A 21587-nucleotide genomic window follows, 5' to 3' on the forward strand; every position below is an offset into this window, starting at 1 on the left:
ACCAGCCAAACACCTCAGGCTTTACAGGCGGAACTCATGGCCCAGGTAAACCTCCTTGACCAGCTCGTTGGCGAGGATGGTTTCGGCGTCGCCTTCGGCGATCAGTTGACCGTCATTGACGATGTAGGCGGTTTCACAGATATCCAGGGTTTCACGGACGTTGTGGTCGGTGATGAGTACGCCGATGCCCTTGGCCTTCAGGTGGTGAATGATCTGCTTGATGTCGCCTACCGAGATCGGGTCCACGCCGGCGAAGGGTTCGTCGAGCAGGATGAACTTGGGGGCGGTGGCCAGTGCGCGAGCAATTTCCACGCGGCGACGCTCACCGCCGGAAAGGCTCATGCCGAGGTTGTCGCGAATATGGTTGATGTGGAATTCCTGCAACAGGCTTTCCAGTTCCTGGCGACGGCCGGCCTTGTCGAGTTCTTTGCGGGTCTCGAGGATGGCCATGATGTTGTCGGCTACCGAGAGCTTGCGGAAGATCGAGGCTTCCTGCGGCAGATAGCCGATACCGGCACGTGCGCGGCCGTGCATCGGCTGGTGGCTGACGTCCAGGTCGTCGATCAGGATGCGTCCCTGATCGGCCTGGACCAGGCCGACGATCATGTAGAAGCAGGTGGTCTTGCCGGCGCCGTTGGGGCCGAGCAGGCCGACGATCTGGCCGCTGTCGATGGACAGGCTGACGTCACGCACGACCTGGCGGCTCTTGTAGCTCTTGGCCAGGTGCTGAGCTTTCAGAGTTGCCATTACTGGGCCTTTTGCTCGTCAGTTTTCTTTTTCGGCTGGATGACCATATCGATCCGTGGGCGCGACTCGGTGACTTTGCTACCGGTGGCGCGACCGGCGCTGGCCAGCTTCTTGTTGGTGTCGTAGACGATTTTCTCGCCCTGGGTGATGTTGCCGTCCTTGTCGACGACTTTGGCGCGGTCGATCAGTACGACGCGGTTCTGCGCGGCGTGGTACTGGATGGTCACGCCGTAGCCCTGGACCGGCTTGGTATCGCCCTGGGTTTGAAGCTGTTCGAAATAGGCCAGGTTGCCCACCGATGTCACCACGTCGATGTCACCGGTCTGGGTGCGGGTGATGGTCACGGTATTGCCGGTGACCTTCATCGAGCCTTGGGTGATGATCACGTCGCCTCTATAGGTGGCTACGCCATTCTTGTCGTCCAGTTGGGCGTCATCGGCCTGGATGCGGATTGGTTGCTGGCTATCGTTCGGCAGAGCCCAGGCGCTCACGCTTCCCAGTGCTGCGCCCAGACTGAGCAAAATAGGGAGGGTTTTAACGAGCCTCATACTGTCCTCTTACGTTCGATAGCAGGTTCATCCTGCCGTCTTTCAAATACGCTTTCATTCCCTTGCCAGTCGTCACGCCGCCGGCGCCGTCGATTCTAACGTCTTGATCGGTCTGCGCATATTGCTTCTGCGGGAATACTGTCATGCGGGTCGTGGTGATCAGCAGGTTGCGATTTTTCTCGTCGGTGCGGGAAATCCGTACCGAGTCGATCAGCTCCACCTCGGTGCCGTCCGGGTTGACTTCGCCGCGCTCGCTCTGGACATGCCAGGGAAAGGCGGTGCCGCGATACATCTGCAGGTCCGGCTTGGTCAGCAATGTCACCTCGGTGGCCTTGAGGTGCTCGACCTTGTCGGAGGTCATTTCGTACTGCAGCTTGCCGTCCGGCAGGTACTGCACGCTGCGGGCATTGATGGCGTAGTAGTCGATGGCGCTTTCATCGACTTGCGCGACCGGTTTGTCGAGGAAGCGTTCCGGGCTGATATTCCAGTAGCCCACCGCCAGGAACAGCACGGTGATGATGCCGAAGATCAGTATGTTGCGAATCTTTTTGCTCAGCATGGGAGGCTCTATAAGTAGGCGGCGTGGGCCGCTTCAAGGCTGCCTTGGGCGCGCAGGATCAACTCGCAGAACTCGCGGGCGGCGCCTTCGCCGCCACGTGCCTGGGTGACGCCGTGGGCGTGTTCGCGGACAAAGCTGGCGGCATTGGCGACGGCCATGCCCAGGCCGACTCGACGGATTACTGGCAGGTCCGGCAGGTCGTCACCCAGGTAGGCGACTTGCTCATAGCTTAGGCCCAGTTGGGCAAGAAGCCCGTCCAGCACTACCAGTTTGTCTTCGCGACCCTGAAACAGGTGGGGAATCCCCAGGTTTTTTGCCCGGCGCTCGACCACTGGCGTCTTGCGCCCGCTGATGATTGCCGTCTGTACGCCCGCGGCCATCAGCATCTTGATGCCCTGGCCGTCGAGGGTATTGAAGGTTTTGAACTCGCTGCCGTCCTCGAGGAAATACAGGCGACCGTCGGTCAGCACGCCATCCACGTCGAATACCGCCAGCTTGATGCTCTTGCCGCGTTGCAGCAGATCCGTGCTCATTACATGACTCCCGCGCGCAGCAGGTCGGACAGGTTGAAGGCGCCGATCGGGCGATCGTCCTTGTCCACCACGACCAGTGCGTTGATTCGATTGTCTTCCATGATTTTCAGGGCTTCGGCGGCGAGCATTTCAGCGCGGGCGGTCTTGCCGTGAACGGTCATGACTTCATCGATGGTGGTGTGATGAATATCGATGGTGCGGTCCAGGGTGCGACGCAGGTCGCCGTCGGTGAAGACTCCCGCCAAGCGACCGTCGGTATCGACAATGACGGTCATGCCCAGGCCTTTGCGGGTCATTTCCATCAGGGCGTCCTTGAGCAGCGTGCCGCGCTGGACCTGTGGCAGCTGTTCGCCAGCATGCATGACATTCTCGACCTTCAGCAGCAGGCGCCGGCCCAGCGCGCCGCCCGGATGGGAGAAGGCGAAGTCTTCGGCGGTGAAGCCGCGAGCTTCCAGCAAGGCCACGGCCAGGGCGTCGCCCATGACCAGGGCCGCGGTGGTCGAGGAGGTCGGGGCCAGGTTCAGCGGGCAGGCCTCTTGCTTGACCTGGACATTGAGATTGACTTCGGCGGCCTTGGCCAGTGCCGAATCAGGGTTGCCGGTGATGCTGATCAGCTGGATGCCCAGGCGCTTGATCAGCGGCAGCAAGGTCACGATTTCGTTGGTCGAGCCGGAGTTGGACAAGGCCAGGATCACGTCGTCCCGGGTAATCATGCCCATGTCGCCATGGCTGGCTTCGGCCGGGTGGACAAAAAACGCGGTGGTGCCGGTGCTGGCCAGGGTGGCGGCGATTTTGTTGCCGATGTGCCCGGACTTGCCCATGCCGACCACCACTACGCGGCCTTTGCTGGCCAGAATCATCTCGCAAGCGCGTACGAAATCAGCGTCGATATGTGGCAGCAAGCCTTCTACGGCTTCTATCTCGAGGCGGATGGTGCGTTGTGCTGATTGAATCAGGTCGCTGGATTGGCTCATGTCTGAAATCGTATAGCCTGATGAAAAGGCGGCGATTATAGCGGTAATGATCGATTCCCTCACGCAAGTTCGTCAGCCTTTGTCCTTCTATAGGCTGGAATTGTCTGTAAAGCCCGTTTTGGCCTGTCTCCAACCTGAACATGGATGGCTTCGGCCTTGGGGGCTCCGTATCAGCAGTGATATAGTTCGCCGCCAGTTCGGCCTGCCCTGGGTGCATGTACTCCCGGCAGGGAGCCAAGCGTCCGAGTGTGAGGCTGCATCGCAAGGAGTTTAGATGAGTGCCGATAACGCCTACGCGGTCGAGCTGAAGGGACTGTCCTTCAAGCGCGGTGCGCGCAGCATCTTCAATAATGTCGATATCCGTATTCCACGGGGCAAGGTCACCGGCATCATGGGGCCTTCCGGTTGCGGCAAGACCACGCTCCTGCGGTTGATGGGCGCGCAATTGCGCCCCAGCAGCGGGGAAGTCTGGGTCAACGGCCAGAACCTGCCCAAATTGTCGCGCGGTGATCTGTTCGACGCCCGCAAGCAAATGGGCGTGCTGTTCCAGAGCGGCGCGCTGTTCACCGACCTCGATGTGTTCCAGAACGTCGCCTTTCCGTTGCGCGTCCACACCCAGCTGCCAGACGAAATGATCCGCGACATCGTCCTGCTCAAGTTGCAGGCGGTCGGGTTGCGCGGCGCTATCGACCTGATGCCCGACGAGCTGTCTGGCGGCATGAAGCGTCGTGTGGCCCTGGCCCGGGCTATTGCCCTGGATCCGCAGATCCTCATGTACGACGAGCCATTCGTAGGCCAGGACCCCATCGCCATGGGGGTTTTGGTGCGCCTGATCCGTTTGCTCAACGACGCGCTGGGCATCACCAGCATCGTGGTTTCCCATGATTTGGCGGAAACCGCGAGCATCGCCGACTACATCTATGTGGTGGGCGATGGCCAGGTATTAGGGCAGGGCACGCCTGACGAATTGATGAACTCCGATAACCCGCGGATCCGCCAGTTCATGAAAGGCGACCCCGACGGTCCGGTACCCTTTCACTTTCCAGCGCCGGACTACCGCGCAGATCTTCTGGGGAAGCGCTGATGCGCAAAGTATCTTTATTGGAGCGAATTCGTCTGTTCGGCCGCTCGGGCATCGACGTTCTCGCGGTGCTCGGGCGTTCGAGCCTGATGCTGTTTCATGTGTTGTTCGGTCGCGGCAGTGTCGGCGGCGGCTTCGGCCTGTTGGTCAAGCAACTGCATTCGGTGGGCGTGATGTCCCTGGTGATCATCGTGGTCTCCGGGGTGTTCATCGGCATGGTGCTGGCGTTGCAGGGGTTCAATATCCTCTCCAGCTACGGTTCGGAGCAGGCGGTGGGGCAGATGGTTGCCCTGACCTTGCTGCGTGAACTGGGGCCGGTGGTCACGGCGCTGCTCTTCGCCGGCCGGGCCGGCTCTGCGCTGACCGCGGAAATCGGCAACATGAAAGCCACCGAGCAGCTCTCCAGCCTGGAGATGATCGGCGTCGACCCGCTCAAGTACATCGTCGCGCCACGCCTGTGGGCCGGCTTCATTTCCCTGCCGCTGCTGGCGATGATTTTCAGCGTGGTGGGCATCTGGGGCGGTTCGTGGGTGGCTGTCGACTGGCTGGGGGTCTATGAAGGTTCCTACTGGTCGAACATGCAAAACAGCGTGACGTTTGTCGACGATGTGCTCAATGGCATCGTCAAGAGCATCGTTTTCGCCTTTGTCGTGACCTGGATCGCCGTATTCCAAGGCTATGACTGTGAGCCCACTTCAGAGGGAATCAGTCGTGCCACTACCAAGACCGTTGTGTACGCCTCGTTGGCCGTACTCGGCCTGGACTTTATTCTGACCGCCTTGATGTTTGGAGATTTCTGATGCAAAACCGCACCCTGGAAATCGGTGTCGGCCTTTTCCTGCTGGCTGGCATCCTGGCTTTGCTGTTGCTTGCCTTGCGGGTCAGTGGCTTGTCCCCGACCTCGAGCACCGATACTTATAAACTTTACGCATATTTCGACAATATCGCCGGTTTGACGGTCAGAGCTAAGGTGACCATGGCCGGTGTGACCATCGGCAAGGTCACGGCTATCGATCTGGACCGCGACAGTTTCACCGGTCGGGTCACGCTGCAGCTGGAAAAGCGCGTAGATAACCTGCCGACCGACTCCACTGCATCTATCCTGACCGCTGGGCTGCTCGGCGAGAAATACATTGGTATCAGCGTCGGCGGCGAAGACACGTTGCTCAAGGATGGCGGGACCATCCATGACACCCAGTCTTCACTGGTGCTTGAGGACCTGATCGGTAAATTCCTGCTCAATACCGTTAGCAAAGACGCCAAATGAGGATTTTTTCATGATCTCTACCTTGCGACGTAGCCTGTTGGTTTTACTGGCGGCGTTGCCGTTGATGGCTCACGCCGTGGCGGCGCCTTCCGCGCATGATCTGGTACAGGACACCACCAACCGTTTGCTGGCCGACCTGGCCGCCAACAAAGAAAAGTACAAGCAGGACCCGCAAGACTTTTATGCGGCGCTGAACAGCATCGTGGGCCCGGTCGTGGATGCCGAAGGTATTTCCAAGAGCATCATGACGGTCAAGTACTCGCGCAAAGCCACGCCGGAACAAATGCGTACCTTTGAAGAAAACTTCAAGAAAGGCCTGTTCCAGTTCTACGGCAACGCCTTGCTGGAGTACAACAACCAGGGCATCGTCGTCGAGCCTGCCAAGGATGAGTCGGGAAACCGTACCAGCGTCGGCATGACCGTCAAGGGCAGTAATGGCGCGATCTATCCCGTGTCGTACACGCTGGAGAAGATCAACGGCGAGTGGAAGCTGCGCAACGTGATCATCAACGGCATCAATATCGGCAAGCTGTTCCGCGATCAGTTCGCCGATGCCATGCAGCGCAACGGCAACGACCTGGACAAGACCATCAATAACTGGGCCGGCGAAGTCGCCAAGGCCAAGGAAGCGACCGAAAACTCGCCAGAGAAGGTCGTGCAATGAGTGAGTCGGCCGTCCGTATGGGTGAAGCCGGCGAACTGCTGATCAGCGGTGTGCTGGACTACCGTTCCGGCCCGGGCCTGCGCCAGCAGGGCCAGGCCCTGATCGCATCCAGTACCGCGGCGGCGCTGGTGCTCGACTGTTCGGCAGTCGAGAAGTCCAGCAGTGTCGGTCTGTCGCTGCTGCTGGCCTTCATGCGCGATGCCGCGGCAGCCGGGAAGGCGGTCAGCATCCGTGCACTGCCTGAAGACATGCGCGAAATCGCCGAGGTTTCCGGTCTGACCGAGCTGCTGGCGCAGCCTTAGTAACCCATCGACAAGCAAGCCCCCCGTCAGAGTCCTGCTATGCGGGGTTCGCAGGCGCGGGGCTTTTTTGTATGATGTCCGACCCGCGCGCACAGGGCGCCGATTGAGGTTGAGCATGCAGGCCAACGAAGTGAAGAGCTTCCTTGAAGGAAAGCTGTCCGAGACTCTTTCATCCGTTCAGGTAGAAGTTGAGGGCGAAGGCTGCAACTTTCAGCTGAATGTGATCAGCGACGAACTGGTGGCCTTGAGTCCGGTCAAGCGTCAGCAGAGCATCTATGCCCATTTGAACCCGTGGATCGCCGATGGCAGCATCCATGCGGTCACTATGAAATTTTTCAGCAGCGCGGCCTGGGCCGAGCGCACCTGAGCCCAAGGGCGTCGAGATTCTTATGGATAAATTGATTATTACCGGCGGCGTTCGTCTTGATGGCGAAATCCGCATTTCCGGGGCAAAGAACTCTGCCCTGCCGATCCTGGCTGCAACCCTGCTGTGCGATGGCCCGGTCACGGTCGCCAACCTGCCGCACCTGCACGACATCACCACCATGATCGAGCTGTTCGGGCGCATGGGCATCGAGCCGGTGATCGACGAGAAGCTCAGCGTCGAGATCGACCCTCGCACCATCAAGACCTTGGTCGCGCCCTATGAGCTGGTCAAGACCATGCGTGCCTCGATCCTGGTTCTGGGCCCGATGGTTGCCCGTTTCGGCGAAGCCGAAGTCGCGCTGCCGGGTGGTTGCGCCATCGGTTCGCGTCCGGTCGACCTGCACATCCGCGGCCTGGAAGCCATGGGCGCGGTAATCGACGTCGAAGGCGGCTACATCAAGGCCAAGGCGCCTGAAGGCGGCCTGCGCGGCGCACACTTCTTCTTCGATACCGTGAGTGTGACCGGTACCGAGAACATCATGATGGCCGCTGCCCTGGCCAAGGGCCGCAGCGTGCTGCAGAACGCCGCCCGCGAACCTGAAGTGGTCGACCTGGCGAACTTCCTCAATGCCATGGGCGCCAAGGTTTCCGGTGCCGGTACCGACACCATCACCATCGAAGGTGTCGAGCGTCTGCACTCGGCGACCTACAAAGTCATGCCTGACCGTATCGAAACCGGCACCTACCTGGTCGCCGCTGCCGTGACTGGCGGTCGCGTCAAGGTCAAGGACACCGATCCGACCATCCTTGAAGCCGTCCTGGAAAAACTCAAGGAATCCGGCGCCGAAGTCACCACCGGCGAGGACTGGATCGAGCTGAACATGCACGGCAAGCGTCCGAAGGCGGTCAACGTGCGTACCGCGCCGTACCCGGCGTTCCCGACCGACATGCAGGCCCAGTTCATCTCCCTTAACGCGATTGCCGAAGGCACGGGCGCGGTGATCGAGACCATCTTCGAAAACCGCTTCATGCACGTCTATGAACTGCATCGCATGGGCGCGAAGATCCAGGTCGAAGGCAACACCGCCATCGTCACCGGCACCGAGAAACTCAAGGGCGCGCCAGTGATGGCCACCGACCTGCGGGCTTCGGCCAGCCTGGTGATCTCGGCGCTGGTTGCCGACGGCGATACCCTGATCGATCGCATCTACCACATCGACCGTGGTTACGAGTGCATCGAAGAGAAGCTGCAGATGCTCGGCGCCAAGATCCGCCGCGTACCGGGCTAGTTTGCGTGATGGGCACAGGGACGTGCCCGAAGGTTTCGTTCCAAGTCGAGCCTGTGTTCAGGCTCGATGCGTGTCTGGCGCCGTTCGCGACCGGGCATGAGTATCCTGATAAGGACTTACGTTTCCCATGTTGACCATCGCACTGTCCAAGGGCCGCATCCTTGATGACACCTTGCCGCTTCTGGCTGAAGCCGGCATCGTGCCCACCGAGAATCCGGACAAGAGCCGCAAGCTGATCATCCCCACGACCCAGGCCGACGTGCGCTTGCTGATCGTGCGCGCCACCGACGTGCCGACCTATGTCGAACACGGTGCCGCCGACCTCGGCGTTGCCGGCAAAGATGTGCTGATGGAATACGGCGGCCAGGGCCTGTACGAGCCGCTGGACCTGCAGATCGCCCAGTGCAAGCTGATGACCGCCGGTGCCATTGGCGCGGTCGAACCCAAGGGCCGCCTGCGCGTCGCCACCAAGTTCGTCAATGTCGCCAAGCGCTACTACGCCGAGCAGGGGCGCCAGGTCGATATCATCAAGCTGTACGGCTCGATGGAGCTGGCGCCGCTGATTGGCCTGGCGGACAAGATCATCGACGTGGTCGACACCGGTAACACCCTGCGGGCCAATGGCCTGGAGCCCCAGGAGCTGATTTCCATGATCAGTTCCCGCCTGGTGGTCAACAAGGCCTCCATGAAAATGCAGCACGCTCGCATCCAGGCACTGATCGACACCCTGCGCAAAGCAGTGGAGTCGCGACACCGCGGTTGATTCACTCGCGCGGCGCGAGCCGCGCCCGTCTATCCGTGTCATAGCCAATTTTCTCAGGTGCCCGCGCGAATGGACTGGTAGCTTAGGGTGCCTGAGCATTAGCCATTCAATGAGGCCCTCGCTATGACCGCTCCCACTGCAATTCGCCGACTCAACGCTGCTGACCCGGATTTCGCGCATCATCTGGATCATCTGCTGAGCTGGGAAAGTGTGTCTGACGACTCGGTCAATCAGCGGGTGCTGGACATCATCAAGGCGGTGCGCGAGCGCGGCGACGCGGCGCTGGTGGAGTTCACCCAGCGTTTCGACGGCCTGCAAGTCGCCTCCATGGCCGACCTGATCCTGCCGCGCGAGCGCCTCGAACTGGCCCTGACCCGGATCACCGTGGCCCAGCGCGAAGCCCTGGAAAAAGCCGCGGCGCGGGTGCGCAGCTACCACGAAAAACAGAAGCAGGATTCCTGGACCTACACCGAGGCCGACGGCACGGTGCTGGGCCAGAAGGTCACGCCGCTGGACCGCGCCGGCCTGTATGTGCCGGGCGGCAAGGCGTCTTATCCCTCCTCGGTATTGATGAATGCCATCCCGGCCAAAGTCGCTGGCGTCACCGAAGTGGTGATGGTGGTGCCGACCCCGCGTGGCGAGGTCAACGAGCTGGTGCTGGCGGCGGCCTGCATCGCCGGCGTCGACCGGGTGTTCACCATTGGTGGCGCCCAGGCCGTTGCCGCGCTGGCCTACGGTACCGAGAGCGTGCCGCAGGTGGACAAGGTGGTCGGCCCGGGCAACATCTATGTGGCCACCGCCAAGCGTCACGTGTTTGGCCAGGTGGGCATCGACATGATCGCCGGCCCTTCGGAGATCCTCGTGGTGTGCGACGGCCAGACCGATCCGGACTGGATCGCCATGGACCTGTTTTCCCAGGCCGAGCACGACGAAGATGCCCAGGCGATCCTTGTCAGCCCGGATGCCGCCTTCCTCGACCAGGTCGCTGCCAGCATCGCCAAGCTGCTGCCGACCATGGAGCGCGCAGAAATCATCAATACCTCGATCAACGGCCGTGGCGCCTTGATCCAGGTGCGCGACATGCAGCAGGCCATCGACGTGGCCAACCGCATCGCTCCGGAGCACCTCGAGCTGTCCGTTGCCGATCCCCAGGCCTGGTTGCCGCAGATCCGTCACGCTGGCGCGATCTTCATGGGCCGTCATACTTCCGAGGCCCTGGGTGACTATTGCGCGGGCCCGAACCATGTGTTGCCGACTTCCGGCACGGCGCGATTCTCCTCGCCGCTGGGGGTGTATGACTTCCAGAAACGTTCGTCGATCATTTTCTGCTCGGAGCAGGGCGCTTCCGAACTGGGCAAGACCGCCTCGGTGCTGGCCCGTGGCGAGTCGCTGAGCGCTCACGCCCGCAGTGCGGAATACCGGATCATCGCTGACCAGGAACAGGGGCAAGACGTATGAGTAAATTCTGGAGTCCGTTCGTCAAGGACTTGGTGCCCTACGTGCCGGGCGAACAGCCGAAGCTGACCAGGCTGGTCAAGCTCAACACCAACGAAAACCCTTACGGCCCGTCGCCCAAGGCGCTGGCCGCAATGCAGGGCGAACTGAACGACAACCTGCGCCTATACCCGGACCCCAACAGCGACCTGCTCAAGCAAGCCGTGGCCCGCTATTACGGGGTGCAGAGCAATCAGGTGTTCCTCGGCAACGGTTCCGATGAAGTGCTGGCGCATATCTTCCACGGCTTGTTGCAACACGACCAACCGCTGCTCTTCCCGGACATCAGCTACAGCTTTTATCCGGTGTATTGCGGCTTGTACGGCATCGACTTCGAGGCCGTGCCGCTGGACGAGCAGTTCCAGATCCGCACAGCCGATTATGCAAGGCCGAACGGCGGGATCATCTTCCCCAACCCGAACGCGCCGACCGGTTGCCTGCTGGCCCTGGAGGCCGTCGAGCAGATCCTCAAGGCCAGCCCGGATTCGGTCGTGGTGGTGGACGAGGCGTACATCGACTTCGGCGGAGAAACCGCCATCAGCCTGGTGGATCGCTATCCGAACCTGCTGGTGACCCAGACCTTGTCCAAGTCCCGTTCGCTGGCCGGCCTGCGGGTCGGCCTGGCGGTGGGGCACCCGGACTTGATCGAAGCGCTGGAGCGGATCAAGAACAGCTTCAACTCCTATCCGCTGGATCGCCTGGCAATCGTCGGCGCCGCGGCGGCGTTCGATGATCGCGAGTATTTCGCCAAGACCTGCCAGCTGGTGATCGACAGTCGCGAGCAGGTGGTGGCGCAGTTGCGCGCCAAGGGCTTTGAAGTGCTGCCATCGGCCGCCAACTTCATCTTTGCCCGTCATCCGCAGCACGATGCGGCGGGCCTGGCGGCCAAGCTGCGGGAGCAGGGGGTGATTGTCCGGCACTTCAAGCAGGAGCGGATTGCCCAGTTCCTGCGGATCAGTATCGGTACGCCGGAGCAGAACCAGGCACTGATCGACGGCCTGGGCGAGCTGTAAAACCTATCGCGGGCCAGCTTCGCAAAAGGAGCGAAGCTGGCCCGCGATGCTCTTACTCTTTTTCCTTGACCGGCGCCGGTGGCGGGCGCAGGCCGATTTCGGCGGTGAGCTTGAGCTCCTTGCCGTTGCGCATGACCTGGATGCTGACCTTGTCGCTGGGTTTGATCCGCGCCACCTGATTCATCGAGCGACGGCCATCGCCGGCCGGCTCGCCATCGATGCTGAGAATCACGTCACCCAACTGCATGCCGGCCTTTTGCGCCGGACCGTCGCGGAAAATCCCCGCCACCACGATACCCGGGCGCCCGGACAAGCCGAACGACTCGGCCAGTTCCTGGGTCAGCGGCTGCACTTCGATGCCCAGCCAGCCACGAATCACCTGCCCGTGCTCGATGATCGACTTCATCACCTCCATCGCCAGCTTGATCGGGATGGCGAAGCCAATGCCCTGGGAACCGCCGGACTTGGAGAAGATCGCCGTGTTGATCCCGGTCAGGTTGCCGTTGGCATCCACCAGCGCGCCGCCGGAGTTGCCCGGGTTGATCGCCGCGTCGGTCTGGATGAAGTCTTCGTAGTTGTTCAGGCCCAGCTGATTGCGCCCGGTGGCGCTGATGATGCCCATGGTCACGGTCTGGCCGACCCCGAACGGGTTGCCGATGGCCAGGGTCACGTCGCCGATGCGAATGCTGTCGGAGCGTCCGACGGTGATCGAAGGCAGGTTCTTCAGGTCGATCTTGAGGACCGCCAGGTCGGTTTCCGGGTCGCTGCCGATGACGTGGGCCAGGGTCTCGCGGCCGTCCTTGAGCGCTACCACAATCTGCTCGGCCCCGGCGGTCACGTGGTTGTTGGTCAGCAGATAACCTTCGGGGCTCATGATCACCCCGGAACCCAGGCTCGACTCCATGCGCTGCTGCTTGGGCAGGTTGTCGCCGAAGAAGCGGCGAAACTGCGGGTCTTCGAACAGCGGGTGCGCCGGTTTATTGATGACCTTGGTGGTGTACAGATTGACCACCGCCGGCGCAGCGATTGCCACGGCATCGGCATAGGACACCGGGCCTTGCCGGAGCGCCTTGGTTTGCGGGGCTTGCTGCAGGTTGACGTCCAGGCTGGGCAGGCCGACCCATTGCGGGTAACGCTGAATTATCAGCAACGCGATAAGCACGCCGGCCAGTAATGGCCAGCCAAAAAAACGCAGAGCCTTGAGCATTGAGCAAGTCCTGAGAGGTTGCAGGCCGCCCGGGACGGCCCATAATGTCGCGCATTATACGAGGCCGCGCGTGCCTCTGAACGGGATATTTAGGAGTCTTTTATGGCCGTTGCCCTGAGCACTCTGGTAGAGGAGGCGGACCGCTACCTGGGCAGTTCGCGAATTGCCGATTACTGCCCCAATGGCCTGCAGGTCGAAGGTCGGCCGCAGGTGATGCGCATCGTCAGTGGCGTCACCGCCAGCCAGGCATTGCTCGATGCCGCCGTCGAGGCCAATGCCGATCTGGTGCTGGTGCACCACGGCTATTTCTGGAAAGGCGAGAACCCGTGCATCACTGGCATGAAGCAGCGTCGGCTGAAGACTTTGCTCAAGCACGATATCAGTCTCTTGGCCTATCACTTGCCGCTGGACCTGCACCCGGACGTCGGCAACAACGTGCAACTGGCGCGGCAGCTGGATATCACCGTCGAAGGCCCGCTGGACCCGGACAACCTGAAGATTATCGGGCTGGTCGGTTCCCTGGCCGAACCCATGACCGCCCGCGACTTCGCGCGCAAGGTCCAGGAAACCATGGGGCGCGAGCCGCTGGTGGTCGAAGGCGGCAAGATGATCCGGCGTGTCGGCTGGTGCACCGGTGGCGGCCAGGGTTACATCGACCAGGCAGTGCTGGCCGGCGTCGACCTGTACCTGAGCGGCGAGGCGTCCGAGCAGACCTTCCACAGCGCCCGGGAAAACGACATCAGTTTCATCGCCGCCGGCCATCACGCCACCGAGCGTTATGGCGTGCAGGCGCTGGGAGATTACCTGGCCCGCCGCTTTGCCCTCGAGCATCTGTTCATCGACTGCCCGAACCCGATTTGACCCATTGCTGATGGCGATCCTGTAGCCGCTGCCGCAGGCTGCGACAAAGCCCGCAGGGCCTTCAAGAGCACGCCTGCCGCGCAGTCGATCGCAGCCTGCGCCAGCGGCTACAGAGAGGCGTAAATACAACAAACAGGCGGGTATATTCATATACCGTTTCGATCTAGCTGGCGTCCTGATTAGAAGAGGTCGCTGTGCTAGCATGCCCCGCTCGAACACGGCCCGCAGGCCGTCCATAAGAAAGCTTTCGTGAGTAGCCATGGTCGACAAACTGACGCATCTGAAACAGCTGGAGGCGGAAAGCATCCACATCATCCGCGAGGTGGCCGCCGAGTTCGACAACCCGGTGATGCTGTACTCCATCGGTAAAGACTCCGCCGTGATGCTGCACCTGGCGCGCAAGGCGTTCTTCCCGGGCAAGCTGCCGTTTCCGGTGATGCACGTCGACACCCAGTGGAAATTCCAGGAGATGTACAAGTTCCGCGATCGCATGGTCGAGGAGCTGGGCCTGGAGCTGATCACCCACGTCAACCCGGACGGCGTCGCGCAAGGCATCAACCCCTTCACCCACGGCAGTGCCAAGCACACCGACATCATGAAGACCGAGGGCCTCAAGCAGGCGCTGGACAAGTACGGCTTCGATGCGGCGTTCGGCGGTGCCCGTCGCGACGAAGAGAAATCCCGCGCCAAGGAGCGCGTGTACTCGTTCCGCGACAGCAAGCACCGCTGGGACCCGAAAAACCAGCGTCCCGAGCTGTGGAACGTCTACAACGGCAAGGTCAACAAAGGCGAGTCGATCCGCGTCTTCCCGCTGTCGAACTGGACCGAGCTGGATATCTGGCAATACATCTATCTCGAAGGCATCCCGATCGTGCCGCTGTACTTCGCCGCCGAGCGCGAAGTGATCGAGAAGAACGGCACCCTGATCATGATCGACGACGAGCGCATCCTCGAGCATCTCTCCGACGAGGAGAAGGCCCGCATCGTCAAGAAGAAGGTGCGTTTCCGTACCCTGGGCTGCTACCCGTTGACGGGCGCGGTGGAGTCCGAGGCCGAGAGCCTGACGGACATCATTCAGGAAATGCTCCTGACGCGAACTTCCGAGCGCCAGGGCCGGGTCATCGATCACGATGGCGCCGGTTCCATGGAAGACAAGAAACGCCAGGGCTATTTCTAAGTAGGGTCTAACATGTCGCATCAATCCGAATTGATCAGCGAGGACATCCTCGCCTACCTGGCCCAGCACGAACGCAAAGAACTGCTGCGCTTCTTGACCTGCGGTAACGTCGACGACGGCAAGAGCACCCTGATCGGGCGCCTGCTGCACGACTCGAAGATGATCTACGAAGACCATCTGGAAGCCATTACCCGCGACTCGAAAAAAGTCGGCACCACCGGCGACGACATCGACCTGGCGCTGCTGGTCGATGGCTTGCAGGCCGAGCGTGAGCAGGGCATCACCATCGATGTCGCCTACCGCTACTTCTCCACCGCCAAGCGCAAATTCATCATCGCCGACACCCCCGGCCATGAGCAGTACACCCGCAACATGGCCACCGGTGCCTCCACCTGCGACCTGGCGATCATCCTGGTGGATGCCCGCTACGGCGTGCAGACCCAGACCCGTCGCCACAGCTTCATCGCCTCGCTGCTGGGCATCAAGCACATAGTCGTGGCCATCAACAAGATGGACCTCAAGGACTTCGACCAGGGCGTGTTCGAGTCGATCAAGGCCGACTACCTGAAGTTCGCCGAAGGCCTGAAGATGCAGACCACCAGCCTGCACTTCGTGCCGATGTCGGCCCTCAAGGGCGACAACGTGGTGAACAAGTCCGAGCGCTCGCCGTGGTACACCGGCCAGTCGCTGATGGAAATCCTCGAGACCGTGGAAGTGGCGGGCGACCGCAACTTCACCGACCTGCGCTTCCCGGTGCAGTACGTCAACCGCCCGAACCTGAACTTCCGCGGTTTTGCCGGCACCCTGGCCAGCGGCATCGTGCACAAGGGCGACGAAGTCGTGGTGCTGCCGTCGGGCAAGAGCAGCCGGGTGAAGTCCATCGTCACCTTCGAAGGCGAGCTGGAGCATGCCGGCCCGGGCCAGGCCGTGACCCTGACCATGGAAGACGAGATCGACATCTCCCGTGGCGACCTGCTGGTGCATGCCGACAACGTACCGCCGGTGACCGACAGCTTCGAAGCCATGCTGGTCTGGATGGCTGAAGAGCCGATGCTGCCGGGCAAGAAATACGACATCAAGCGCGCCACCAGTTACGTGCCGGGCTCCATCGCCAGCATCGTCAACAAGGTTGATGTGAACACCCTTGAAGAAGGTCCGGGCAGCGCTCTGCAGCTGAACGAGATCGGCAAGGTCAAGATCGCCCTCGACGCGCCGATCGCCCTCGACGGTTATGAAAGCAACCGCACCACCGGGGCCTTCATCGTCATCGACCGCTTGACCAACGGCACTGTCGGCGCCGGCATGATCGTCGCCCAGCCGGTGGTGCATGGCAGCAGCGCGCACCATGGCAAGCTGGCCCATGTCGCCACTGAAGAGCGTGCCCAGCGCTTCGGCCAGCAGCCGGCCACCGTGCTGTTCAGCGGCCTGTCCGGCGCTGGCAAGAGCACCCTGGCCTATGCCGTGGAGCGCAAGCTGTTCGACATGGGCCGTGCGGTGTTCGTCCTCGACGGCCAAAACCTGCGCCATGACCTGAACAAGGGGCTGCCGCAGGATCGCGCCGGGCGCACCGAGAACTGGCGTCGTGCCGCGCACGTGGCGCGTCAGTTCAACGAAGCCGGCCTGCTGACCCTGGCGGCGTTCGTCGCGCCGAGTGCGGAGGGTCGTGAACAGGCCAGGGAGCTGATCGGCAAGGAGCGTCTGCTGACGGTCTACGTCCAGGCTTCGCCGGCGGTCTGCGCCGAGCGTGACCCGCAAGGGCTGTACGCCGCCGGTGGAGATAACATCCCGGGCGAGTCCTTCCCGTACGACGTGCCGCTGGATGCCGACCTGGTGGTCGACACCCAGTCCGTGTCGCTGGAAGAAGGCGTCAAGCAAGTGCTGGAACTGCTGCGCACGCGTGGCCTGATCTAAGCCTTGGTGGCCACAAAAAAGCCCGCCGTCGAGTGATCGACGGCGGGCTTTTTTTTGTGGCCTTGAGAAAGCTGTCGCGGGCAAGCCTCGCTCCTACGAAGAGCCCCTTGCGTAGGAGCGAGGCTTGCCCGCGATAAGGCCCTTGCAGGCGCCCCCGTTACTTCCCCGGATACTCCCGGTGCATCTGCCCCAGCAGCGCATCCTTGTCGTGCCACAGCTGGTTGATCCAGCCCTGGAACTCCAGGCGGTACGCGCCGTCCTGGTCATAGTTCTTGCCGATGAACTGCGGTGGAATCGGCAGCTCCTGAAAATGCACCACCACCTCGTTGACCTTGCCGCACAGCAGGTCCCAATAACCGGGCTGGCCTGCCGGGTAGTGGATGGTGACGTTGACGATGGATTCCAGTTGCTCGCCCATGGCGTCCAGCACGAAAGCAATGCCGCCGGCCTTGGGCTTGAGCAGGTAGCGAAACGGCGAGGCCTGTTGCGCGTGCTTGGCCTGGGTGAAGCGGGTGCCCTCGACGAAGTTGAAGATGCCCACCGGGTTGTCGCGGAATTTCGCACAGGTCTTGCGGGTGGTCTCCAGGTCCTTGCCCTTTTTCTCCGGATGTTTTTCCAGGTAGGCCTTGGAGTAGCGCTTCATGAACGGAAAGCCCAGGGCCCACCAGGCGAGGCCGATCACCGGCACCCAGATCAGCTCCTGCTTGAGGAAGAACTTCAGCGGGCGGATGCGCCGGTTGAGCACGTATTGCAGGACCATGATATCGACCCAGCTCTGGTGGTTGCTGGTGATCAGGTACGAATGCCGGTAGTCCAGGTCTTCAAGCCCGCTGAGGTGCCAGCGGGTGTGCCCGAGCAGGTTCATCCAGGCCTTGTTGTTGCTGATCCAGGCTTCATGGATATGGCTCATCAGCCAGTCGGTGAAGCGCTGGGCAGCGGGGAAGGGCAGCAGCAGCTTGAAGATCGCCACCACGAACAGCGGGGTGCAGCAGACGATGGTGTTGAGCGCCAACAACAGCGAGGCGATCACGCCTCGCAGCGGTGCAGGTAGAAAATCCAGCATTTACACATCCAGAGGTCGGTTGGCGGCTTGAATCGCGGTCAGGGCGATGGTGTAGACGATATCGTCGACCTGGGCGCCGCGCGGCAGGTCGTTCACCGGCTTGCGCAGGCCTTGCAGCATCGGGCCGAGGCTGACGCAATCGGCGCTGCGCTGCACCGCCTTATGGGTGGTGTTGCCGGTGTTCAGGTCGGGGAACACGAATACCGTGGCCTTGCCCGCGACCTGGCTGTTGGGCGCCAGTTGCTGGGCCACGGCCTCGTTGGCCGCGGCGTCGTATTGCAGGGGGCCATCGATCAGCAGCGAGTTCTGCGCCTCATGGGCCAGCAAGGTGGCTTCGCGGACTTTCTCCACTTCTTCACCGCTGGCCGACTCGCCGCTGGAGTAACTGATCATCGCCACCCGCGGGGTGATGCCGAACGCGGCCGCCGAGTCGGCGCTTTGCAGGGCGATCTCGGCCAGCTCGCTGGCGCTTGGGTGCGGGTTCATCACGCAGTCGCCGTAGACCAGCACCTGCTCGGGGAACAGCATGAAAAACACCGACGACACCAGGGTGCAGCCCGGCGCGGTCTTGATCAGCTGCAGGGCCGGGCGAATGGTATTGGCGGTGGAGTGGATCAGGCCGGACACCAGGCCGTCGACTTCGTCCAGGGCCAGCATCATGGTGCCGATCACCACCGGGTCTTCCAGTTGCTGTTCGGCCATTGGCGCGTTGAGGCTCTTGCTCTTGCGCAGCGCCACCATCGGCTCGACGTAGCGTTCGCGGATCAGGTCCGGGTCGATCACTTCCAGGCCGGGCGGCAACTCGATGCCCTGGGCCCGGGCGACCGCCTCGACGTCCGCCGGCTTGGCCAGCAACACGCAACGGGCGATACCGCGCGCCTGGCAGATCGCCGCGGCCTGCACGGTCAACGGTTCGCTACCTTCGGGCAGGACGATGCGCTTGTTGGCTTCCTGGGCGCGCTGGATCAACTGGTAGCGGAACACCGCCGGCGACAGGCGCATTTCCCGCGGCGTGCCGCAGCGCTGGTGCAGCCATTTGGCGTCCAGGTGGCTGGCGACGAAGTCGGTGATGATCTCCGCGCGTTCGCGGTCATCGATGGGGATTTCCTTGTTCAGGCCGTTCAGCTGGTTGGCGGTGTCGTAGGATCCGGTGCTCACCGACAGCACCGGCAGGCCGGCATTCAAGGCGCCCCGGCACAAGTCCATGATCCGTGGGTCGGGCAGGGTATCGCTGGTCAGCAGCAGCCCGGCCAGGGGCACGCCGTTGATCGCCGCCAGGCTCACGGCGAGGATGATGTCGTCGCGATCGCCGGGTGTCACCACCAGCACGCCGGGCTTGAGCAGCTCCACGGTGTTACGCATGGTGCGCGCGCAGATGATGATCTTGGTCATGCGCCGGCTTTCGTAGTCGCCAGCATTGAGCACCTGGGCGCCCATCAGGTCGGCGACATCGCGGGTGCGCGGCGCGTTCAGTTCCGGCTGGAAAGGGATGCAGCCGAGCAGGCGGAAATCGCCGCTGCGCAGCAGGGGCGAATGCTCTTTCAGACGAGCGGAAAAGGCATCCATGCTTTCGTCGGTCCGCACCTTGTTGAGGATCACCCCCAGCACTTTCGGATCGCGCGGACCGCCGAACAGCTGCGCCTGCAACTCCACGCGGCCGGACAGCTCGGTGAGCACTTCGTTTTCCGGGGCGGACACCAGGATCACCTCGGCATCCAGGCTTTTCGCCAGGTGCAGGTTGACCCGCGCGGCATAGCTGGCGCTGCGGGTCGGCACCATGCCTTCGACCACCAGCACGTCCTTGCCGACGGCTGCCTGCTGGTAGAGGGTGATGATTTCTTCCAGCAACTCGTCCAGCTGACCGTCGCCGAGCATCCGTTCGACATGGGCCAGGCCCAGCGGTTGCGGCGGTTTCAGGCCATGGGTGCGGGCCACCAGTTCGGTCGAGCGTTCAGGGCCGGTATCGCCAGGGTGAGGCTGGGCAATGGGCTTGAAGAAGCCGACCTTGAGGCCGGCCCGTTCCAGGGTGCGCACCAGCCCGAGGCTGATGGAGGTCAGGCCCACGCCAAAATCGGTGGGCGCGATAAAAAAAGTTTGCATGCGGATTCTCGACGGGTGCATGGCGACGGTGAGTGGCTTATGTTTACTGCTCTACCGAAAATTCAGGCGCCAAGGTTAGCGCTAACCGAGCCTTGTGCGCACCAACCGCAGGCAAAGGGCTGGCCTATTTTTTCCATGCGTTGGCGCGGATCCAGGATCCACGCCCGCGATTGCCAGGGCGGCTGGTGGCGCAGGTGCTGGGTATGGCCGCAGGACAGCTCGACCACCCAATGGCCGTCTTCGTCCTGATGAAAACCGATGATCGTCGAGCCTGGCGCCGCACTCCGTTTATCCGGGTTCCGTTCGCTTTCGGGCGATTGCTTCGCTAAACTTGGACGTTCTTCATTCTTATGCAAAAGGTCTCGCCCCATGCTGATCGCCGCCAATAAGGCTGTCTCCATCGACTATACCCTGACCAACGACGCTGGTGAGGTCATCGACAGCTCAGCCGGCGGCGCGCCGCTGGTCTACCTGCATGGCGCAGGGAACATCATTCCAGGCCTGGAAAAGGCCCTGGAAGGCAAGAGCGTCGGCGACGAGCTGAGCGTTGCCGTTGAGCCGGAAGATGCCTACGGCGAATACGCCGCTGAACTGGTCAGCACCCTGAGCCGCAGCATGTTCGAAGGCGTCGACGAACTGGAAGTGGGCATGCAGTTCCACGCTTCCGCTCCGGACGGTCAGATGCAAATCGTTACCATCCGTGATCTGGACGGCGACGACGTGACCGTCGACGGCAACCACCCGCTGGCTGGCCAGCGCCTGAACTTCAAGGTCAAGGTCGTCGACATCCGTGACGCCAGCCAGGAAGAAATCGCTCATGGTCACGTCCATGGCGAAGGTGGCCATCACCACTGATTTCTGCGCTAAGCTCAAATCTGACTGGAGAGGCGCCCTAGGGCGCCTTTTTAGTCAGCGGCTTTTATCGCCGGGCAACGGGCGATACGGTCGGATGGCTGTTTTCTGTAAGAACACGGGAATTTGGAGTTCGTCATGAGTGCTTTTCACGACCTTAAATTGAAAGCCCTGGATGGTCAGGAGCTACCGCTCGCGCCTTTCAAGGGGCACGTCGTGCTGGTGGTCAACGTCGCCTCCAAGTGTGGTCTGACACCACAATACGCGGCGCTGGAGAACCTCTACCAGCAATACAAAGGCCAGGGATTCAGTGTGCTGGGCCTGCCGTGCAATCAGTTCGCCGGGCAGGAGCCGGGCTCTGAACAGGAAATCCAGGAATTTTGCAGCCTGAATTACGGGGTGACTTTCCCGTTGAGCAGCAAGCTGGAAGTCAACGGTCCGGAGCGCCATCAGTTGTACCGTCTGCTGGCGGGTGAAGGGGCGGAATTTCCCGGCGACATTACCTGGAATTTCGAGAAGTTCCTGTTGGGCAAGGACGGCCGCGTCCTGGCGCGTTTCTCCCCGCGCACCGCGCCCGATGATCCGACTGTGGTCCAGGCCATCGAAAAAGCCTTGAGCTGAATCTTTATGCCGGGCGCCGCTGCCCGGCTGGTTTTACCGCGCGTTCGCGCACCCTCGCTTCTCTGCGCTTTGGCACCTTAATCACCCTGATCAATAGTGCTGGGCGTCGTCTGGGGTACGGAATATTATCGCCATCATAAGGCCGTCGGCACAGTCGTCCGATCTGCCGATTCCCGCGATTCAGACCGTCAGCCC

General features: G+C 61.9%; 24 protein-coding genes. 15 read left to right on the forward strand and 9 right to left on the reverse strand.

Annotated elements, in window-relative coordinates; translation table 11 throughout:
• Positions 1 to 21 precede the first annotated feature (21 nt).
• From lptB to BLV20_RS18660, 5 genes are read right to left on the reverse strand one after another with little or no spacing between them, the layout of a single operon-like run.
• Positions 22 to 747: an LPS export ABC transporter ATP-binding protein gene (gene lptB, locus BLV20_RS18640; protein WP_007929870.1), complete on the reverse strand. Its 726-nt coding sequence runs from the start codon at positions 745 to 747 to the stop codon at positions 22 to 24.
• Positions 747 to 1295, reverse strand: coding sequence for a lipopolysaccharide transport periplasmic protein LptA (lptA, locus tag BLV20_RS18645; protein ID WP_092303922.1), 549 nt, complete (start codon positions 1293 to 1295; stop codon positions 747 to 749). Before lptA ends, lptB begins: the two co-directional genes overlap by 1 nt.
• Positions 1282 to 1854, reverse strand: a complete 573-nt coding sequence (gene lptC, locus BLV20_RS18650; RefSeq protein ID WP_092303924.1) for an LPS export ABC transporter periplasmic protein LptC — start codon at positions 1852 to 1854, stop codon at positions 1282 to 1284. The genes lptA and lptC overlap by 14 nt, the downstream gene beginning before the upstream one ends.
• Before the next feature lie 8 nt (positions 1855 to 1862).
• Positions 1863 to 2387 (reverse strand): KdsC family phosphatase, encoded by a 525-nt coding sequence (locus BLV20_RS18655; protein WP_092303926.1) that lies wholly within the window; start codon positions 2385 to 2387, stop codon positions 1863 to 1865.
• Positions 2387 to 3361 carry a KpsF/GutQ family sugar-phosphate isomerase gene (locus BLV20_RS18660; protein ID WP_092303928.1) on the reverse strand — a complete coding sequence of 325 codons (975 nt, stop codon included), beginning with the start codon at positions 3359 to 3361 and terminating at the stop codon, positions 2387 to 2389. Before BLV20_RS18660 ends, BLV20_RS18655 begins: the two co-directional genes overlap by 1 nt.
• Positions 3362 to 3635: 274 nt before the next feature.
• Between BLV20_RS18660 and BLV20_RS18665 the strand changes: the two genes are divergently transcribed.
• The 10 genes from BLV20_RS18665 (at position 3636) to hisC (ending at position 11600) form a co-directional block, all read left to right on the forward strand.
• Positions 3636 to 4445, forward strand: coding sequence for an ATP-binding cassette domain-containing protein (locus BLV20_RS18665; RefSeq protein ID WP_092303929.1), 810 nt, complete (start codon positions 3636 to 3638; stop codon positions 4443 to 4445).
• Entirely contained in the window at positions 4445 to 5242 is a 798-nt protein-coding gene (gene mlaE, locus BLV20_RS18670) for a lipid asymmetry maintenance ABC transporter permease subunit MlaE (RefSeq protein WP_092303931.1), read from the forward strand. The genes BLV20_RS18665 and mlaE overlap by 1 nt, the downstream gene beginning before the upstream one ends.
• Positions 5242 to 5709, forward strand: a complete 468-nt coding sequence (gene mlaD, locus BLV20_RS18675; RefSeq protein WP_007929863.1) for an outer membrane lipid asymmetry maintenance protein MlaD — start codon at positions 5242 to 5244, stop codon at positions 5707 to 5709. Before mlaE ends, mlaD begins: the two co-directional genes overlap by 1 nt.
• Before the next feature lie 10 nt (positions 5710 to 5719).
• On the forward strand, positions 5720 to 6373 hold the full coding sequence (locus tag BLV20_RS18680) for an MlaC/ttg2D family ABC transporter substrate-binding protein (RefSeq protein ID WP_092303933.1): 654 nt from the start codon (positions 5720 to 5722) through the stop codon (positions 6371 to 6373).
• A complete protein-coding gene (locus BLV20_RS18685; RefSeq protein WP_092303935.1) occupies positions 6370 to 6675 on the forward strand; it encodes an STAS domain-containing protein in 306 nt (101 codons plus the stop codon). The genes BLV20_RS18680 and BLV20_RS18685 overlap by 4 nt, the downstream gene beginning before the upstream one ends.
• Positions 6676 to 6790: 115 nt before the next feature.
• Entirely contained in the window at positions 6791 to 7042 is a 252-nt protein-coding gene (locus BLV20_RS18690) for a BolA family protein (protein ID WP_007929860.1), read from the forward strand.
• Positions 7043 to 7064: 22 nt separating this feature from the next.
• Positions 7065 to 8330: a UDP-N-acetylglucosamine 1-carboxyvinyltransferase gene (gene murA, locus BLV20_RS18695; RefSeq protein ID WP_092303937.1), complete on the forward strand. Its 1266-nt coding sequence runs from the start codon at positions 7065 to 7067 to the stop codon at positions 8328 to 8330.
• Between the two features lie 127 nt (positions 8331 to 8457).
• Complete coding sequence (gene hisG / locus BLV20_RS18700) at positions 8458 to 9093, forward strand: ATP phosphoribosyltransferase (protein ID WP_007929858.1); 636 nt, start codon at positions 8458 to 8460, stop codon at positions 9091 to 9093.
• Positions 9094 to 9216: 123 nt separating this feature from the next.
• The gene (gene hisD, locus BLV20_RS18705; RefSeq protein ID WP_092303939.1) at positions 9217 to 10551 is read left to right on the forward strand and encodes a histidinol dehydrogenase; all 1335 of its coding nucleotides are present in this window, start codon (positions 9217 to 9219) and stop codon (positions 10549 to 10551) included.
• Positions 10548 to 11600: a histidinol-phosphate transaminase gene (gene hisC, locus BLV20_RS18710; RefSeq protein ID WP_092303941.1), complete on the forward strand. Its 1053-nt coding sequence runs from the start codon at positions 10548 to 10550 to the stop codon at positions 11598 to 11600. The genes hisD and hisC overlap by 4 nt, the downstream gene beginning before the upstream one ends.
• Positions 11601 to 11652: 52 nt before the next feature.
• Here the strand turns inward: hisC and algW are convergent, their stop codons facing one another.
• A complete protein-coding gene (algW, locus tag BLV20_RS18715; protein WP_007929855.1) occupies positions 11653 to 12807 on the reverse strand; it encodes a Do family serine endopeptidase AlgW in 1155 nt (384 codons plus the stop codon).
• A gap of 102 nt (positions 12808 to 12909) precedes the next feature.
• Here algW and BLV20_RS18720 point away from each other — a divergent pair, with 102 nt between their 5' ends.
• The 3 genes from BLV20_RS18720 (at position 12910) to cysN (ending at position 16756) form a co-directional block, all read left to right on the forward strand.
• Complete coding sequence (locus tag BLV20_RS18720; protein WP_092303943.1) at positions 12910 to 13668, forward strand: Nif3-like dinuclear metal center hexameric protein; 759 nt, start codon at positions 12910 to 12912, stop codon at positions 13666 to 13668.
• 259 nt (positions 13669 to 13927) lie between these two features.
• On the forward strand, positions 13928 to 14845 hold the full coding sequence (gene cysD / locus BLV20_RS18725) for a sulfate adenylyltransferase subunit CysD (protein WP_092303945.1): 918 nt from the start codon (positions 13928 to 13930) through the stop codon (positions 14843 to 14845).
• A 12-nt stretch (positions 14846 to 14857) separates the two neighbouring features.
• A complete protein-coding gene (cysN, locus tag BLV20_RS18730) occupies positions 14858 to 16756 on the forward strand; it encodes a sulfate adenylyltransferase subunit CysN (protein ID WP_092303946.1) in 1899 nt (632 codons plus the stop codon).
• 157 nt (positions 16757 to 16913) lie between these two features.
• On the opposite strand, the gene BLV20_RS18735 is transcribed toward cysN, so the two are convergent.
• From BLV20_RS18735 to BLV20_RS18745, 3 genes are all read right to left on the reverse strand, one after another.
• Positions 16914 to 17819: an acyltransferase gene (locus BLV20_RS18735; RefSeq protein ID WP_092303948.1), complete on the reverse strand. Its 906-nt coding sequence runs from the start codon at positions 17817 to 17819 to the stop codon at positions 16914 to 16916.
• On the reverse strand, positions 17820 to 19919 hold the full coding sequence (pta, locus tag BLV20_RS18740; protein WP_092303950.1) for a phosphate acetyltransferase: 2100 nt from the start codon (positions 19917 to 19919) through the stop codon (positions 17820 to 17822).
• 62 nt (positions 19920 to 19981) lie between these two features.
• On the reverse strand, positions 19982 to 20320 hold the full coding sequence (locus tag BLV20_RS18745) for a DUF3565 domain-containing protein (RefSeq protein ID WP_092303952.1): 339 nt from the start codon (positions 20318 to 20320) through the stop codon (positions 19982 to 19984).
• Between BLV20_RS18745 and BLV20_RS18750 the strand changes: the two genes are divergently transcribed.
• Both BLV20_RS18750 and BLV20_RS18755 read left to right on the forward strand, forming a co-directional pair.
• Positions 20289 to 20774 carry an FKBP-type peptidyl-prolyl cis-trans isomerase gene (locus BLV20_RS18750; RefSeq protein WP_092303954.1) on the forward strand — a complete coding sequence of 162 codons (486 nt, stop codon included), beginning with the start codon at positions 20289 to 20291 and terminating at the stop codon, positions 20772 to 20774. The two genes, BLV20_RS18745 and BLV20_RS18750, sit on opposite strands and share 32 nt — an antisense overlap.
• A 135-nt stretch (positions 20775 to 20909) precedes the next feature.
• The gene (locus BLV20_RS18755) at positions 20910 to 21392 is read left to right on the forward strand and encodes a glutathione peroxidase (RefSeq protein ID WP_009047015.1); all 483 of its coding nucleotides are present in this window, start codon (positions 20910 to 20912) and stop codon (positions 21390 to 21392) included.
• Positions 21393 to 21587 lie beyond the last annotated feature (195 nt).

The sequence above is a fragment of the Pseudomonas sp. NFIX28 genome, assembly GCF_900107395.1.
GTDB lineage: Bacteria > Pseudomonadota > Gammaproteobacteria > Pseudomonadales > Pseudomonadaceae > Aquipseudomonas.